Below are 16829 nucleotides of genomic sequence, written 5' to 3'. Positions count from 1 at the left end.
GCAGACGACGAGGCCCGTACCGGTTCGGTACGGGCCTCAGTCGTGCGCGGCGGATCCGGCGCGGGAATGGATGGAGCCTTGCGGGATGTTCACCATTCAACTAAATTGAGCGCTGGAAAATCGAGGAGGCCCTCATGCCCGCAGTGACCGTCGAAAACCCGCTGACCCTGCCCAAGGTGGTGGCACCGGCCGACGCCGTGGCGCGACCCGTGCTCGCCGTCACGACCGCGCCCAGCGGCTTCGAGGGCGAGGGCTTCCCGGTGCGCCGCGCCTTCGCGGGGATCGATTACAAGCACCTCGACCCGTTCATCATGATGGACCAGATGGGCGAGGTGGACTACGCGCCGGGCGAGCCCAAGGGCACGCCGTGGCATCCGCACCGCGGCTTCGAGACCGTCACGTACATCATCGACGGGACGTTCATCCACAACGACAGCAACGGCGGCGGCGGCACCATCCGCAACGGCGACACCCAGTGGATGACGGCGGGCTCCGGCCTGCTGCACATCGAGGCTCCGCCGGAGGAGCTGGTGGTGTCCGGCGGGCTGTTCCACGGCCTCCAGCTCTGGGTGAACCTGCCGGCGTCCGACAAGATGATGGACCCGCGCTACCAGGACATCCGAGGCGGCCAGGTCCAGCTTCTGACGTCGCCGGACGGCGGTGCGCTGCTGCGGGTGATCGCGGGCGAGCTGGACGGACACGAGGGTCCCGGTGTCACGCACACGCCGATCACGATGATCCACGCGACGCTGCGGCCGGGAGCGGAGATCACGCTGCCGTGGCAGGAGGACTTCAACGCGCTCGCGTACGTCCTGGCGGGCCGGGGCACGGTCGGTACGGACCGGCGGCCGGTCCGGATGGGCCAGACCGCGGTGTTCGGCGCGGGCGGCACGATGACCGTGCGCGCGGACGAGTCCCAGGACTCGAACACGCCGGATCTTGAGATCGTGCTGCTGGGCGGGCGCCCGATCCGGGAGCCGATGGCGCACTACGGCCCGTTCGTCATGAACAGCCACGCGGAGCTCAAGCAGGCCTTCGACGACTTCCAGTCGGGACGTCTGGGCACGGTCCCGGCGGCCCACGCCTGACCTTCGCTCCCATCCGCTCCACCGGCGGCGGCCACGGCCCTCGCCTCGCACCGCCCCGCGGCAGGCGCCCCGCGGGGCGGCGCCGTGATGTCGTGATGTGACGTCATGTCACCCGGGCGGGGGTCCCGGCGGGACACCGGCGGAGCGGCGTGGTCGGGTGGGAAGGTGCAGATGCCCTCGCCGTCTCCCCTCCTGCCCGAGAGCGCCCGGCGCCTCGCCGCGTGGTGCGTGGTGGTGGTGCTGGTGGCCGCGGTCGGAGCCGTGGGGATCTGGCTGGTCGTCACCTTCAAGACCGCCGTCACGCCCGTGCTGCTGGCCGTCCTCGGCACGGCCCTGCTCGGGCCTCTGCACCGGCGGCTCGTGGCGATGAGACTCAACCGGTCCCTCGCCGCCGCGCTGACCTGCGCCGCCGTCGTCGCCGTGGTCGGCGGCGCGACCTACATCGTCGTCAGCGTGCTGGTCGACACCGGTGACCAGATCGTCGCCTCGCTGCGGCAGGCGGGAAAGGACCTGGCCAGGCACTTCGGAGCGGCCGGCACCTCGCTGGACGATGTGGCGGCCAACGCCAAGGACCTGGTCGCGAAGTTCGGAGCCACCGCGGCCTCCGGAGTGATCACCGGGCTCAGTGTCGTCGGCGAACTGATCGCCTCGGCCGTGCTGGCGCTGCTGCTGATGTTCTTCTTCCTGCGCGACTCGGACAAGGCCGCCGGCCTGCTCCGGTCACTCGCGCCGCGCGCGACCGGCGAGACGGCCGAGGCCATGGCGCGGCGCGCCTTCGAGGCCGTCGAGGGCTTTATGCGCGGCACCACCGTCATCGCCTTCATCGACGCGGTCTGCATCACCGTCGGTCTGCTGATCCTCCGCGTGCCCGGCGCCGTGGGACTCGGCGCGCTGGTCTTCGTCGGCGCGTACATCCCGTACCTCGGCGCGGTCCTCTCCGGCGCCGTCTCCGTGCTGGTCGCGCTGGCCGACCGAGGTCTGGCGATCGGTCTCTGGACGCTCGGCGTGGTCCTCGCCGTGCAGGCGCTGGAGGGCCATGTGCTCCAGCCGATGGTGCAGAGCCGTACGGTCCAGATGCATCCGGCCGTGGTGATACTGGCGATCACCGCCGGCGCGAGCGTCGCGGGGATCCTGGGCCTGCTGCTCGCCGTACCGCTGACGGCCGCCGCCTTCGGCGTGGTCTCGGAGCTGCGGCGCCACTACGGCCGCCACAACGGCGCCTCCGGCACCGGAGAGGGCCCGGACACCGGCCCGGGCTCGGGTCCTGACAGCGGTTCGAGTCCGGAATCCGCCTCCGGTTTTCCCGACTCGTAGAGCTCGAACCAGATCGACTTGCCCTCGCCCTGCGGGTCCACTCCCCACGCGTCCGCCAGTATCTCCATCAGCAGCAGGCCCCGGCCGCCGGACGCCAGCTCTCCGGGGCTCCGGCGGTGCGGCAGGTCGTCGCTGGTGTCGGCGACCTCGACCCGCAGCCGCCGCTCGCCGTGCTCTCCGCCGGCCTCCGCGACCAGCAGCGCGTCACTGTCCGTGTGGACCAGCACATTGGTGATCATCTCGGAGACCATCAGCTCCGCCGAGTCGATCTGTTCGCCGTCCGTCCAGTCGTGCAGCAGCTCGCGGACCTGCCGCCGGGCGCCCGCGAGCCGCTCGGGCTCCGTCTGCGCGATGGTCAGCGCGGTGCGCCGCTGAAGCCGGCCGTCGAGGCCAGCGGGCGCGCGGTCCCGGGCGAGCAGTACGAGCGCGATGTCGTCCTCGCGGCGGAACGCGAACTGCCCGGTGCCGTAGTCGGAGGCCGGGCCGTGCACGGCCTGTACGAGGGCGTCGGCGAGCCTCTCCAGCGACTGGTCGCAGCCTTTCTCCAGGATGGGCCGCAGCCGTGCCCAGCCGCTCAGGTAGTCGTGCCCGCCCGTCTCTATCAGCCCGTCCGTACACAGCATCAGTGTCTCGCCGGGCTCCAGGATGACCCGGGTCGTCGGATAGTCGGAGTCGGCCTCGATACCGAGCGGCAGCCCGCCCTCGGTCCGCCGGACCAGCGCCGTCCCGTCCGCCGTGCGGATGACCGGGTCGGGATGGCCGGCCCGGGCGATGTCGAGGGTGCCGGCGGCCGGATCCATCTCCAGATAGAGACAGGTCGCGAAGCGCGCGCCGTTGATCGCGTAGTCCTCGTCGGCGGCGGCGCTGCCGCCCGAGCTGTCCGGCAGCGGATGGCGCTGGAGTCCGGAGAGGAACCGGGAGGCCCGGGAGAGCACCGCGTCCGGCGGATGGCCCTCGGACGCGTACGCCCGCAGCGCGATCCTGAGTTGTCCCATCAGCCCGGCGGCCCGTACGTCATGTCCCTGGACGTCTCCGATGATCAGCGCGAATCTGCCGGAACCGGTGCCCTCGCCCTGAGTCCGGCCGCCCGGCAGCGGAATCATGTCGTACCAGTCGCCGCCGACCTGGAGGCCACCGCCGGTCGGGACGTACCGCGCCGCGACCGTCATCCCCGGGATCTTCGGCCCGAGCGTCGGCATCATCGAGCGCTGCAGGCCGCGCGAGAGCTCGCGCTCGGACTCGGCGACTCCGGCGCGGGCCAGCGCCTGTGCCAGCATGCGCGCCACCGTGGTCAGGACGGACCGCTCGTCCGGAGAGAAGGTCACCCGGTGCTTGAAGGCGGCCATCCACGTGCCCACCGTGCGGCCCGACACGATCAGCGGTACGAAGGCCCAGGACTGGCGGTCGATGCGCTGCACGTACTGCCAGGTGGAGGGATACCGGTCGTGGTACGCCTCCGGCGTCGGCAGATAGACGGCCCGTCCGGTCCGTACGACCTCGGCCGCCGGATAGTCCGTGTGCACGGACATGTCCTCGAAGGGGCCGACGTCTCCGGCCTCGTGGCCATGGTGTCCGATGATCTTGAGCCGTCCGCCGGAGGAGCTGAAGACCGCCAGGCCGTCCGGCGAGAAGCCGGGCATGGACAGCGACGCGGCGACCCGCAGCACCTCGGCGGTCGAGCGCGCCTCCGCCAGCCCCCGGCCCGCGTCCAGCAGAAACGCCTCGCGCGACCTGCGCCAGTCGCCGGTGACGGGAGCCGCGTCGATGGTGGTGCCCGGCGGCGGCTCCGCGACCTCCTGGACGGTACCGGTGAAGGTGTAGTCCAGGCCGCCGTCCGGATTGGCGGTGACGATGGGCTTGGTGCGGGCCCGCAGGGTGCGCAGCACCTGGCCGTTCCCGTCCATGACCCGGAGCCGGGCCTCGGCCACCGTGCCCTCGGTGATCGCGAGATGCACGATCGCGCCGATCTCGTTCCAGTCGACGGGATGGAGACGGGCGCGGGCCGCCGACTCGCGCAGCGTGGCCGGTTCTGAGGGCAGCCCCACGAGCCGGGCCGCCTCCGCGTCGAGAGTCACCCCGGACGCCCTGTCCCAGTGCCACAGACCGGTCGCGGTCGCGGCCAGGACCTGCTCCGTGCGCATCGTCCTACTTTATTAACTTATGTGCCTCCAACGCCACCGAGAGTGCCGCCGTCGCCGGGCGGTAGCCTTGTCCGGACCGGCACAACCCGGGCCCGGTCACCTCCGACTTGCTAAGACTGGATGAACGACGATGCATCGGTACAGGTCCCACACCTGCGGCGAGCTCCGCGCCTCTGACGTCGGCACCGACGTCCGGCTGAGCGGCTGGCTGCACAATCGCCGAGACCTGGGCGGCATCCTCTTCATCGATCTCCGCGACCACTACGGACTGGTCCAGCTCGTCGCCCGGCCCGGTACCGCGGCCAACGAGGAGCTGTCCAAGCTCACGAAGGAGACCGTCGTCCGGATCGACGGCAAGGTCTCCGCGCGCGGCACGGAGAACGTCAACCCGGAGCTGCCGACCGGTGAGATCGAGATCGAGGTCTCCGAGGTCGAGATCCTCGGCGCGGCGGCGCCGCTGCCGTTCACGATCAACACCGAGGACGGCGTCAACGAGGAGCGGCGCCTGGAGTACCGCTTCCTCGACCTGCGCCGCGAGCGCATGCACCGCAACATCATGCTGCGCACGGCCGTCATCTCCGCCATCCGGCACAAGATGACCGCGCTCGGCTTCAACGAGATGGCCACGCCGATCCTCACCGCGACCTCTCCCGAGGGCGCCCGTGACTTCGTGGTGCCGTCCCGGCTGAACCCCGGCAAGTTCTACGCGCTGCCGCAGGCCCCGCAGCAGTTCAAGCAGCTCCTGATGATCTCGGGCTTCGACCGCTACTTCCAGATCGCTCCGTGCTTCCGCGACGAGGACGCCCGCGCCGACCGCTCACCCGGCGAGTTCTACCAGCTCGACGTCGAGATGAGCTTCGTCGAGCAGGAGGACGTCTTCCAGCCGATCGAGAAGCTGATGACCGAGCTGTTCACCGAGTTCGGCGGCGGCCGTGAGGTCACCTCGCCCTTCCCGCGCATCCCGTTCCGCGAGGCGATGCTGAAGTACGGCAACGACAAGCCGGACCTGCGGGCCAAGCTGGAGCTGGCCGACATCTCGGACGTCTTCGAGGGCTCCGAGTTCAAGGCGTTCGCCGGCAAGCACGTCCGCGCGCTGCCGGTGCCGGACACGGCGGGCCAGCCGCGCAAGTTCTTCGACGGCCTCGGCGACTTCGCCGTCGAGCACGGCGCGAAGGGCCTGGCCTGGGTGCGGGTCGGCGAGGACTCCACGCTCAGCGGGCCGATCGCCAAGTTCCTCACCGAGGAGAACGTCAAGGTCCTCACCGAGCGTCTGGCGCTCGCGCCCGGCCACGCCATTTTCTTCGGCGCGGGAGAGTTCGACGAGGTCTCCAAGATCATGAGCGCGGTCCGTGTCGAGGCCGCGAAGCGCGCGGGCCACTTCGAGGAAGGCGTCTTCCGGTTCTGCTGGGTCGTCGACTTCCCGATGTACGAGAAGGACGAGGAGACCGGGAAGATCGACTTCTCGCACAACCCGTTCTCGATGCCGCAGGGCGGCCTGGAAGACCTGGAGACCAAGGACCCGCTGGACATCCTGGCGTGGCAGTACGACATCGTCTGCAACGGCATCGAGCTGTCGTCGGGCGCGATCCGTAACCACGAGCCCGAGCTGATGATCAGGGCCTTCGAGATCGCCGGCTACGACCGCGAGACCGTCGAGCACGAATTCGCCGGCATGCTGCGCGCGTTCCGCCTCGGCGCTCCGCCGCACGGCGGCATCGCGCCGGGCGTCGACCGCATCGTGATGCTGCTGGCCGACGAGCCGAACATCCGCGAGACGATCGCCTTTCCGCTGAACGGAAACGCGCAGGACCTGATGATGGGCGCGCCGACGGAGCTGGACGAGAGCCGTCTGCGCGAGCTGAACATCGCGCTCCGCAAGCCGGTCGCGAAGTCCGGCGAGTAACACACAAGCCGTACACGTCACGGGGACCCGGAACCAAAAGGTTCCGGGCCTCTTCGCGTCCGGCGACAACCCGAGCGGCGGCCCACCGCGTTCTAGGGACGTGGAAGACCGAACAGCACGATGGCGAGGACAACAGGATGGATCCCGGCGACGGCGACTTCGAGGCATTCGTCGCCGCCCATGGACCGAGGCTGCTGCGCGTGGCCTGGCTGCTGACCGGCGACGCCCATCTTGCCGAGGACCTGCTCCAGAGCACGCTCGCGAAGGTGTGGCCGAAGTGGGCGCGGATCGCCGGAGACCGTCCGGAGGCGTATGTCCGCAAGGCGCTGGTGCATACGCACGCCTCGTGGTGGCGCCGCCGCTGGCGCGGAGAGCTGCCGTACGGAGAGCTGCCGGAGTCGGCGGGCGCGGTCGACGCGTACGCGCATGTGGACCTGGAGCAGTCGCTGGCCGCGGCCGTCCGCGCGCTGCCGGTGCGGCAGCGCGCGGTGGTCGTGCTGCGCTACTTCGAGGATCTGAGCGTGGAGGAGACCGCGGCCACGCTCGGCTGCGCCACCGGCACCGTCAAGAGCCAGTCGGCGAGAGCGCTGCGCACGCTGCGGGCCGCGCTGCCCGTGTCGGTGTCCGTGGAAGGCGGTGACCGGCGTGGCTGAGCGAGGCTCCCGGCGGGAGCCCGGGACGGAGGACGAGCAGGAGCTGCGGATCCTGCTGGAACGGGCCGTGCCGCGCCTGCCCGCTCCGGAGGGACGACTGCGCCAGGTGCGGGAGCGAGCGGGCCGCGACCGCAGACGCCGCCGCGCGGCCGGCGCCGCCGCGCTGGCGGTGACCGGTCTCGTGGTGGCCGGCGCACTCCTGCCGGACGCCGTGCGGGACGACGCGGGTCAGGCGCTGCCCGCCGCGTCCGCGCCAACAGCCGTGCCGACCGCCGGCGCGACGGACGGGACACCGGCCACTCCGGTCCGCTTCCCGGACGTGTCCGGACTCGTCCTGCGGCTGCCCGAGCACTGGCAGTCGCTGAACATGCCGGCCTATCCCCAGTACAAGACGCCGGCCCGCGGCTTCGTCTCGTCGCAGCCGCTCACCGCGTACGGACCGGCATGCCTGGTGAAGAACCAGAGCGACTGCCTTCCGGTGCGGGTGCTCGCGGACGGCGGAGTCCTGCTCACTCTGGTCGCGATGGAGGAGACGGGTCTGTCGAGCAAGGTCGAGTGGCCGCCGGTGCTGTACGCGTCCGACGCTCCCTCGCCGGCCTGCCGGCGGATCGGCGGCACCACCGAATACAGCGGGCTGCTCGGCGGCGCTTCCGCTCCGGGCACCGCGATCTCCGTCACCGTCTGCGCCGCCGTCGGCGCTTCCGGGACGGTCGCGGAGGTACGCGCGATGATCAGCGCCGCCCGCTTCGGCGACACCGGAGCGCCGCCGGCCCCCGGCCCGACGCCCACCCAGGACACCCAGGACACCCAGGACACCCAGGACACCCAGGACACCGAGTGACGCGCACGACGAGAGGTCCTCAGAAGCCGTTGTCCCACCTTCTTCCGGGCCCGAGGCGCCCGGCACCTCCCTCTCCGGCGTTGTCGTCAGTCGCCGGCGCTCCGCGTCGGCTCTCTCCTCCGCCTTGGATCCGAAGGCACCGAACGCCTCGGCCTGACCCGAAACGACGTAGGACAATGGCTTCTCAGCTGTCCCTCAGCCCCGTCCGCTCTCCGCGCCGCGGACCACGGCTGGCCGCCGCGCTGCTGGCCGCCGGTCTGCTGCTCGCCGGCTGCGCGGGCACCGCGGACCGGACGCGGTCCGCGCCGGGCGGCGCCACCTCGGACGACAACGTCGCGGGCAGTCCGGATCCGCGCGGCGGCAGCGCCGGCCGGTCGGCGCCCGAGCCCCAGACCGTCGCGCCGAAGGAGATTCCCGGCCTCGGCCCGAAGACACTCGCCGGTATTCCGGCGGAGACGGACCAGGCCGTGGTGGCGACCGGCGCCGGTAAGAACCGCAACACCGGCACCGTGCTGGTCTATGAACGCGACCCGGTCACCGGCTGGGAGCCCGTCTCCGACGCGTGGCCCTCGCACAACGCGCTGCGCGGCTGGACCGACGACCACCGCCAAGGTGATCTGCGCTCACCGATCGGAGTGTTCGGCCTCACCGACGCCGGTGGACTGCTGCCCGATCCGGGCACAAGACTCCCGTACGACCGCGGCTCCGCCTTCTCGGTCTCGGGCACCGGATTCCGTGGCGACTCGCTCGCCGGGTCCTTCGACTATGTCGTGGCGATCAACTACAACCGCGCACCGGGCAACACGCCGCTGGACTGGACCCGGCCGCTCGGCGCCGGCAAGGGCGGTGGCATCTGGTTCCATGTGGACCACGCCGGTCCGACCCAGGGCTGTGTCTCGCTGCCGCGCGGCCGGATGAAGGAGCTGCTGCGCCTGCTGGACCCGGCGAAGAAGCCGGTCGCGGTGATGGGAGACGCGGAGTCGCTGAAGCGCTGAGCCGCCGGTACCGCTCCGTACGGCGCTGCGGACGGGCGCTGCGGACGCGGGGCCCGGGACAGGAGATCCCGGGCCCCGCGTCCGTACTTGCGGTCATGCGCTACGCGGGCTTCTCCTCCAGACGCGGGAACAGCACCGCGCCCTTCGTCACCGTCGCGCCCGCAGGCAACTGCCCCCACTCTCCCGCGCTCTGGACCTTCTGGTCCGCGAGCGCGCCCAGGGACTCCGCCGCGCCGAGCGAGTCCCACAGCTTCTGCGAGGTCTCCGGCATCACCGCGTTGAGCAGGACGGCGACCGCCCGCAGCGACTCGGAGGCGGTGTACAGGATCGTCGCCAGCCGCGCCCGGCCCTCGGCCGACTCGTCCTTGGCGACCTTCCAGGGCTCCTGCTCGGTCAGATAGCCGTTGACCTGCTTGACGAAGGTGAAGACCGCCGCGATACCGCCCGCGAAGTCCAGCTCCTCACCGATCTTCCGGTCCGCCTCGGCGACCGCCGCGGCCAGTCCGTCCCGTACGGCCTGCTCGGCGTCGCCGGCCGCCTGGTCAGCGGGCAGCTCGCCGCCGAAGTACTTGCCGACCATGGCCGCGACGCGCGAGGCGAGGTTGCCGTAGTCGTTCGCCAGCTCGGAGGTGTAGCGGGCGCTGAAGTCCTCCCAGGAGAACGAGCCGTCCTGGCCGAAGGCGATGGCCCGCAGGAAGTACCAGCGGTAGGCGTCGACGCCGAAGTGCGAGGTCAGGTCCTGCGGCTTGATGCCGGTCAGATTCGACTTCGACATCTTCTCGCCGCCGACCATCAGCCAGCCGTTGGCGGCCACCCTGCCGGGCACGGGCAGACCCTGCGCCATCAGCATCGCGGGCCAGATGATCGCGTGGAAGCGCAGGATGTCCTTGCCGACCAGATGGACGTCGGCCGGGAAGGTCGCCTCGAACCTCTCCTGGTCGGCGCCGTAGCCCGCCGCCGTCGCGTAGTTGAGCAGCGCGTCGATCCAGACATAGATGACGTGCTTCTCGTCCCACGGCACCGGGATGCCCCAGTCGAAGGTCGAGCGCGAGATCGACAGGTCCTGGAGGCCCTGCTTGACGAAGTTCACGACCTCGTTGCGGGCCGACTCGGGCTGGATGAAGCCGGGATTGGCCTCGTAGTGCTCCAGCAGCCTGGTGCCGTACGCGCTGAGCTTGAAGAAGTAGTTCTCCTCCTTGAGGATCTCCACCGGCGTCTTGTGGATCGCGCACAGCTTGACGCCGTTCTCGTCCTCGATCAGATCGCCGGGGAGCTTGTACTCCTCGCAGCCCACGCAGTACGGGCCCTCGTAGCCGCCCTTGTAGATCTCGTCCTTGTCGTACAGGTCCTGCACGAACTCCCGCACACGGTCCGTGTGCCGCTTCTCCGTCGTACGGATGAAGTCGTCGTTCGCGATGTTGAGATGCTCCCAGAGAGGCTTCCACGCCTCTTCGACGAGCTTGTCGCACCACTCCTGCGGGGTGACCCCGTTGGCTTCCGCGGTGCGCATGATCTTCTGACCGTGCTCGTCCGTGCCGGTGAGGTACCACACCTTCTCGCCACGCTGGCGGTGCCAGCGGGTGAGCACGTCGCCTGCGACGGTCGTGTAGGCGTGGCCCAGGTGAGGAGCGTCGTTGACGTAGTAAATGGGGGTGGTGACGTAGAACGCCTTCCCACCCTGCTCTTCGGATCCAGTGGCCGCCATGGTCGAAATGGTATAGGCCCGGCGCCGGTGTCCTCGCATCGATAAAAGGCCACCGCTACCCGACGGAGAGCTTTGCGAAACACCCTGTGCCGTAGACAGGCGCATCCTGGGAGGAGAAGGGCATCATGAGCGAGGCGGGGCGCGGAGCGGGTCACAGGACGGGGCACGGACCGACGCGGAGTACGGGGTTGCGGGCGGAGCGCGAGGCAGGGGACGGCAGCATGCGGGTACTGGTCGCCGAGGACGAGGAGGTCCTGGCCGAGCTGGTGGCCACCGGGCTGCGGCGGGCGGGCTTCGCCGTCGACACCGTGTACAGCGGTGACGCCGCACTCGCCTATCTGGGACTGCACGACTACGACGTCGTCGTCCTCGACCGCGATCTGCCACGCGTCCACGGCGACGACGTCGCGCGCAAGCTGGTCGCCGAGTCGTCCCGTACGCGCATTCTGATGCTCACCGCGTCCGCCTCCATGGAGGACCGGGTCGAGGGTCTCGACCTCGGCGCCGACGACTATCTGGGCAAGCCCTTCGACTTTCCGGAGCTGGTCTCCCGGGTGCGCGCCCTGCGGCGGCGCAGCTCCAGGCCCGTCCCGCCGCAGCTTGAGCGGCACGGCGTGCGGCTCGATTCCGTACGGCGGACGGCGTCCAGGGACGGACGCGCGCTGGATCTCTCGCCCAAGGAGTTCTCGGTGCTCCAGATCCTGCTGGAGGCGGACGGCGCGCCGGTCTCCGCCGAGGAGCTGCTGGAGCGGGCGTGGGACGCGCACGCGGATCCGTTCACCGGTGCGGTGCGGGTCTGTCTCAGCAAGCTGCGCGGCAAACTCGGCGAACCGCCTCTCATCCGTACGGTGCAAGGTGTGGGATACGCCCTGTGATACGCCCGCTGAACCGGCCCGTCACGGGTCCCGGCTCCACCATCCGCACGCGCGTCGCGGTCATCTACGGCGGAGTCTTCGTCGTGCTCGGCGGCTGTCTGCTCGCCGTCGTCAATCTGCTCTCCAGCGCCGGTACGGAGGACGAGGCCGCGGCCATCGCCGCCCGGGTCTCGCCGCCCCGGGTGACTCCGGCGCTGCCGGTGGCGTCGGTGCGCGGGTTTGTCGCCGAGCGGCAGCTCGCGCCCGTCACCGTCTATCAGCTCACGGACAACGTCAGTGACGCCGCGACTCACGAGATGCTGGTCTGGTCGGTCGCCGCGCTGCTGGTCATGGCCGCGTGCGCGGTGGGAGTGGGCTGGTGGACGGCGGGGCGGGTGCTGCGGCCGGTGCACGCGATGACGGAGCGGGCCCGCCGGCTGTCCGAGCACAATCTCCACGAACGGATCGGGACGAGCGGTCCCGACGACGAGCTGCGGGAGCTGGGTGTCACGCTGGACGCGCTGCTGGCGCGGTTGCAGACGGCCTTCGACAGTCAGCGCCGGTTCATCGCGAACGCCTCGCACGAACTGCGGACACCGCTGGCGACACAGCGGGCCGCGATCCAGGTCGGTCTCGACGGACTCTGCACACCGGACGAGCTGGCCCGTACGAAGAAGACCCTGCTCGACAACAACCGGCGCAGTGAGCAGCTCATCGAGGGTCTGCTGGTCCTGGCGCGCAGCGAGCGCGGCGTGGAGGACCAGGAGCTGGTGGACCTGGGTGAGGCGGTGACCAGGGAGACGGCCCGGTACGGACCGGCCGTGACTCCGGAGGTCGCGGACGCGGGAGTGGTACGCGGCAATCGGCTGCTGCTGGGTCAGCTCGTGGGAAACCTGCTGGCCAACGCCGTCACGTACAACGTGCCCGGCGGCACGGTGGAGGTCGGTGTCAGCGGATGCGTGCTCACGGTGCGCAATACCGGACCGGCCGTCGCCGCGGCGGACATACCGTCGCTGTTCGAACCGTTCCGGCGCGGAGAGGGCCGGGACCGGATGGGACCGGGCGCGGGGCTCGGGCTCTCCATCGTCCGGTCGATCGCGGTGGCGCACGGCGGCACTGTCACGGCGGCGCCTGGCGGGACCGGCGGTGGACTGCTGGTGACGGTGACACTGCCGCCGGCCCGGGACGCCACCGCCGGCCACGCGTGAGATGACGCGGGCCGGCGGCGGCTGAGGTGGTGGCGGACTCAGTTTCCGGAGTCAGTCTCCGGAGGTGATCCGCCAGTCGGTCAGCAGTCCGCGGTAGAGGTCGGCGTCGGGGACGTCGCGCGGCGTGGGGCCGGCGTGGAAGAAGCCGACGTTGTCCAGTCCCAGCTTGCGCAGGAAGTCGAACGCCTTGGATTCGTGGTCGCCGAACGCCACGAACGCCCAGTGGAACGGCTTGCCGGCCACATCGACGAGTGCCTGCCGTGCGGGCTGCTTGGCGTCCGGCGCTCCGTCCGTCTGGAAGACGACGAGGACGGGGCCTTCCGAGCCGGACTTCTCGTAGTGCTCGACGACCTCCTCGACGGCCCGGTGGTAGCTGGTCCGGCCCATGCGTCCGAGACCGGCGTGCGTCTCGTCCACGACGTTCTCGTAGGCGGCCGGTGTGAGGTCGGCGGTGCCGTCGATGTCGGTGGAGAAGAACACGGTGTGCACGGCCGCGTTCTCGTCGAGACGCGCGGCGAGCGCGAGCGTCTGCTCGGCGAGGTGCTGGGCGCTGCCGTCCTTGTAGTACGGCCGCATGGATCCCGACCGGTCGAGGACGAGATACACGGTGGCCCGCCGGTCGCCGATGCCGAGGTCGTCGAGTGCGGCTCCGGCGGCGGTGTAGTGGCCGACGAGGCCGGGAGCGGCCGAGGTGAGCGGCGAGAGCGGCGCCGCGGTGGACGCGCCGGTCTCCGGTGCGGGCTCGGATGCGGGCTCGGATGCGGGCTCGGGTGCGGAGACCGGCTCGGGTTCCGGTGCGGGTTCGGCTGCGGGTGCGGAGACCGGCTCGGCTTCGGGTTCGGCTTCCGGCGCGACCGGTGCTGCCGCCTCCGGCGCCGCGTCGGTCTCTTCTTCTTCCTTCTCTTCTTCCTTGTCGGCGGCGGTGGTTGTGATGACATCCTCAACAGCCGTGTCCGGCACGGGAGTTGCCGTCGGCTCTGCCGCCGTCTCGACGGATGCGGCCGGAACGCCCGTGTCTGACGGTTCGTCAGCAACCGGTGCCGTGGCGGCCGGAACGTCCTCCTGCGAGACCGCGACTGCTTCGGGCTCGGCCTCCACCGGCTCGGCAGCCGTTTCGGCGGCCGTTTCGGTGGCGGGAGCGGCGGCCGGGACCGGTGCGGCCGGAGCCTCGGCGTCCGCCGGGACGACCGGATCGGCCTCGGCCACCGGGTCGTTCGTGGGTGCGGCGGTGGCCGGAGTGTCCGCCGTCGGCTCCGTCGATGTCTGGGCCGGGACCGTGGCCTGCGGTACGTCCTCGGCCGAGGCCGAACGCGCCGTCTGCGGCGGGACGGTGCCGCCGTCCTTGGACGGCCGGGGGTTGTCGAATGCCGCGGCCACCAGGTCCGCCGCTCCCGCCGTCTCCGACGTGGCCGGCTTTCTGGCCGGCGCCGGTACGGTCGCCGCCGGGACCGCCGTGCCGGTCGCCGTGTCCGAGGTGCCGGTGGCCGGTTCGGCCGGTTCGGCCGGCTCGGTCGCTTCGGCCGGCTTGACCGGCTCGGTCTGCTCCGCCGACTCCGTACGGTCGGCCTGGGACGGTACGGAGGCTGCCGCCGACTCGTTGCGCTCCTCCGCACGGTCGCGTCCGAACACCTTGCGCAGCAAGCTCCGAATGCCCATGGGCGAGGCCTTTCAGATGAGTTGGGTGCGGTGTCCGCCGCCGGGGAAAAAACACATCCCTGGCCAGGGCGGATACGTAAGGTTAGCGGCCGCTCCAAATGATCTCCGGCAGGGGCGGCCAACGCGTAAGGCGGCCGGTGCGGGGCCTCTGGCCTGCGCGGCGCGCTCGGTGCCACTCCGGTGACCACCGTCACCGGCCTCCCGGACGCTCCGCATTCATCACCCGTTCACCGCTATGCCGTCACCCTGCTGGCGTCCCCCCATACCGTCACCGCCAGGACTTTCCGACACCCTGTCGGCCTCGCGGCGCGGGGCGCGCGCCGGAACCACACACATCGGAGGCGAAAGTGCGCAAACTGCTGCCGCTGCTCAGTTCTCACCCCGGCGGACGATCCGCCCTGACCTGCCGCTACCGCTGCGGGGACGCGTGTTTCCACGAAGTGCCGAACAAGAGCGAGAACGAATACGCGGGTGATGTCATCGCCCGTGCTCTCTCGCGGCGTTCCATGGTCCGCGCCGCCGCTGTCGTGACGGTGGCCGCCGCCACCGGCTCCGCCGTTGTGGTCGGTCCCGGTGAGGCTCCGGCAGCGGCGGCCGCCGCCGGTGACGACCGCAAGGGCGGCGGCAGCGGCTCCAAGGCCGACGGCGCGCGCGGTCTTCGCTTCGCTCCTGTCGCTCCCAACACCGCCGACAAGGTGACCGTGCCCGCCGGTTACAGCCAGAACGTGGTCATCCGCTGGGGCGAGCCGATCCTGCGCGGCGCACCGGACTTCCATCCCGACAAGCAGTCCGCCAAGGCGCAGGCCGGCCAGTTCGGCTACAACAACGACTTCCTGAGCCTGCTGCCGCTCAAGGGCGAGCGCGGCCGTCAGGTGCTTGTGGCCAACCACGAGTACACGGACGAGATCCTCATGTTCAAGGGATACGACCCGGCGAAGCCGACTCGTGAGCAGGTGGAGATCGCCTGGGCCGCGCACGGTCTCTCCGTCGTCGTGGTCGAGGAGGACCGCAAGAGCGGCAAGCTCACGGCGGTGACCAGGCACCAGCTCAACCGGCGGCTCACGGCCACCAGTGAGTTCGTCCTCACCGGCCCGGCGGCCGGCAGCGCGCTGCTCCGGACCTCGGCGGACCGCACCGGCAGCAGGGTGCGCGGCACGCTCAACAACTGCGCGGGCGGCACCACTCCGTGGGGCACGACGCTGCACGGCGAGGAGAACTTCAACCAGTACTTCGCCAACGGGTCGAGCGCGACGGACCTGCGCTACGGCATCGGCACCGCTGCCAGCGAGCGCAAGTGGGAGCTGTTCGACAAGCGCTTCGACCTCAAGCAGGAGCCGAACGAGGTCCACCGCTTCGGCTGGGTCGTCGAACTGGACCCGTACGACCCGGACTCCACGCCGCGCAAGCGCACCGCGCTCGGCCGCTTCAAGCACGAGGCCGCGCAGCCGAGGCTGACCGCCGACGGCCGTCCTGTCGTATACATGGGCGACGACGAGCGCTTCGACTACTTCTACAAGTTCGTCTCGTCGAAGAAGATGAAGCCGGGCAACAGCCGCGCCGCGCACGAGCACAACCTCACGCTGCTCGACGAGGGCACGCTGTATGTCGCCAAGCTCTCCGGCGACAGCCCGGCCGGCGAGTTCGACGGCGACGGCAAGCTGCCGAACGACGGTGAGTTCGACGGCTCCGGAGTCTGGATCCCGCTCGCCACCGGAGATGTGTCGCATGTCCCGGGCATGACCGCCGACGAGGTGTACATCTTCACGCGGCTAGCGGGCGACACGGTCGGCGCCACCAAGATGGACCGTCCCGAGGACGTCGAGCCGTCGCCGCGCTCCGGCCGTGTCTATGTCGCGCTGACGAACAACACCGACCGCGGCAAGGCGGGCACGGCGGGCGCCGACGAGGCCAATCCCCGTAACGCCAACAAGCACGGCCAGATCCTGGAGCTCGCGGAGAACTGGGACGACCCGGCCGGCGACGGCTTCGCCTGGCGGCTCTTCCTGGTCGCCGGCGACCCGAAGGACCCGGCGACCTACTTCGCGGGCTTCCCGAAGGAGAAGGTCAGCCCGATCTCCTGCCCGGACAATGTCGCCTTCGACCCGTACGGCAACCTCTGGATCTCGACGGACGGCAACGCGCTCGGCACGCATGACGGGCTGTTCGGTGTGGCGACACAGGGCGAGCGGCGCGGTGAGCTGAAGCAGTTCCTGACCGTGCCGAACGGCGCGGAGACCTGTGGGCCGCTCATCCAGGACCGCCGTGTGCTGGTCGCCGTGCAGCACCCGGGCGAGCTTGACGGCGCGTCCGTGGAGAAGCCGGCGAGCACCTGGCCGGACGGACCGGGCAGGATCGTCCGGCCGTCGGTGGTCGCCGTCTGGCGCAAGGACGGCGGGGACATCGGCGTCTGAGCCGACACTGTCGCGAGGTGGCGCCGTCTCGGACCGGCGTCACCTCGCTCCACCGGCCGC

At 70.8% G+C, this 16829-nt stretch carries 12 protein-coding genes; 9 read left to right on the top strand and 3 right to left on the bottom strand.

All coding sequences use genetic code 11. The annotated features are described in order from the left end of the window. Positions 1-134 precede the first annotated feature (134 nt). Positions 135-1088, top strand: a complete 954-nt coding sequence (locus PV679_RS06920; RefSeq protein WP_319679156.1) for a pirin family protein — start codon at positions 135-137, stop codon at positions 1086-1088. A gap of 171 nt (positions 1089-1259) precedes the next feature. Then, a complete protein-coding gene (locus tag PV679_RS06915) occupies positions 1260-2402 on the top strand; it encodes an AI-2E family transporter (protein ID WP_319679155.1) in 1143 nt (380 codons plus the stop codon). On the opposite strand, the gene PV679_RS06910 is transcribed toward PV679_RS06915, so the two are convergent. After that, positions 2288-4543 carry a SpoIIE family protein phosphatase gene (locus PV679_RS06910; protein WP_319679154.1) on the bottom strand — a complete coding sequence of 752 codons (2256 nt, stop codon included), beginning with the start codon at positions 4541-4543 and terminating at the stop codon, positions 2288-2290. The genes PV679_RS06915 and PV679_RS06910 overlap by 115 nt on opposite strands. A gap of 130 nt (positions 4544-4673) precedes the next feature. Between PV679_RS06910 and aspS the strand changes: the two genes are divergently transcribed. The 4 genes from aspS to PV679_RS06890 all read left to right on the top strand — a co-directional run bounded on the left by aspS (position 4674) and on the right by PV679_RS06890 (position 8935). Further along, the gene (aspS, locus tag PV679_RS06905; RefSeq protein WP_319679153.1) at positions 4674-6446 is read left to right on the top strand and encodes an aspartate--tRNA ligase; all 1773 of its coding nucleotides are present in this window, start codon (positions 4674-4676) and stop codon (positions 6444-6446) included. A gap of 137 nt (positions 6447-6583) precedes the next feature. Further along, on the top strand, positions 6584-7099 hold the full coding sequence (locus PV679_RS06900; protein WP_319679152.1) for a SigE family RNA polymerase sigma factor: 516 nt from the start codon (positions 6584-6586) through the stop codon (positions 7097-7099). Beyond that, the gene (locus PV679_RS06895; RefSeq protein ID WP_319679151.1) at positions 7092-7940 is read left to right on the top strand and encodes a hypothetical protein; all 849 of its coding nucleotides are present in this window, start codon (positions 7092-7094) and stop codon (positions 7938-7940) included. Before PV679_RS06900 ends, PV679_RS06895 begins: the two co-directional genes overlap by 8 nt. A gap of 176 nt (positions 7941-8116) precedes the next feature. Beyond that, positions 8117-8935: a L,D-transpeptidase family protein gene (locus tag PV679_RS06890; protein ID WP_319679150.1), complete on the top strand. Its 819-nt coding sequence runs from the start codon at positions 8117-8119 to the stop codon at positions 8933-8935. A gap of 100 nt (positions 8936-9035) precedes the next feature. Here the strand turns inward: PV679_RS06890 and metG are convergent, their stop codons facing one another. Beyond that, on the bottom strand, positions 9036-10640 hold the full coding sequence (gene metG, locus PV679_RS06885; RefSeq protein WP_319679149.1) for a methionine--tRNA ligase: 1605 nt from the start codon (positions 10638-10640) through the stop codon (positions 9036-9038). Between the two features lie 221 nt (positions 10641-10861). On the opposite strand from metG, the gene PV679_RS06880 reads away from it, so the two are divergent. Continuing rightward, positions 10862-11515, top strand: coding sequence for a response regulator transcription factor (locus PV679_RS06880; protein ID WP_319679148.1), 654 nt, complete (start codon positions 10862-10864; stop codon positions 11513-11515). Then, on the top strand, positions 11512-12702 hold the full coding sequence (locus tag PV679_RS06875) for a sensor histidine kinase (RefSeq protein ID WP_319679147.1): 1191 nt from the start codon (positions 11512-11514) through the stop codon (positions 12700-12702). The genes PV679_RS06880 and PV679_RS06875 overlap by 4 nt, the downstream gene beginning before the upstream one ends. A gap of 51 nt (positions 12703-12753) precedes the next feature. Here PV679_RS06875 and PV679_RS06870 read toward each other — a convergent pair whose 3' ends face one another. Continuing rightward, entirely contained in the window at positions 12754-14358 is a 1605-nt protein-coding gene (locus PV679_RS06870; RefSeq protein ID WP_319679146.1) for a VWA domain-containing protein, read from the bottom strand. 347 nt (positions 14359-14705) lie between these two features. Here PV679_RS06870 and PV679_RS06865 point away from each other — a divergent pair, with 347 nt between their 5' ends. Then, on the top strand, positions 14706-16769 hold the full coding sequence (locus PV679_RS06865; RefSeq protein ID WP_319679145.1) for a PhoX family protein: 2064 nt from the start codon (positions 14706-14708) through the stop codon (positions 16767-16769). Positions 16770-16829: the final 60 nt, after the last annotated feature.

Origin of the sequence: Streptomyces sp. AK02-01A (assembly GCF_033795305.1) — a bacterium.
GTDB lineage: Bacteria > Actinomycetota > Actinomycetes > Streptomycetales > Streptomycetaceae > Streptomyces.
This window is presented reverse-complemented; position numbering and strand designations above follow the sequence as displayed.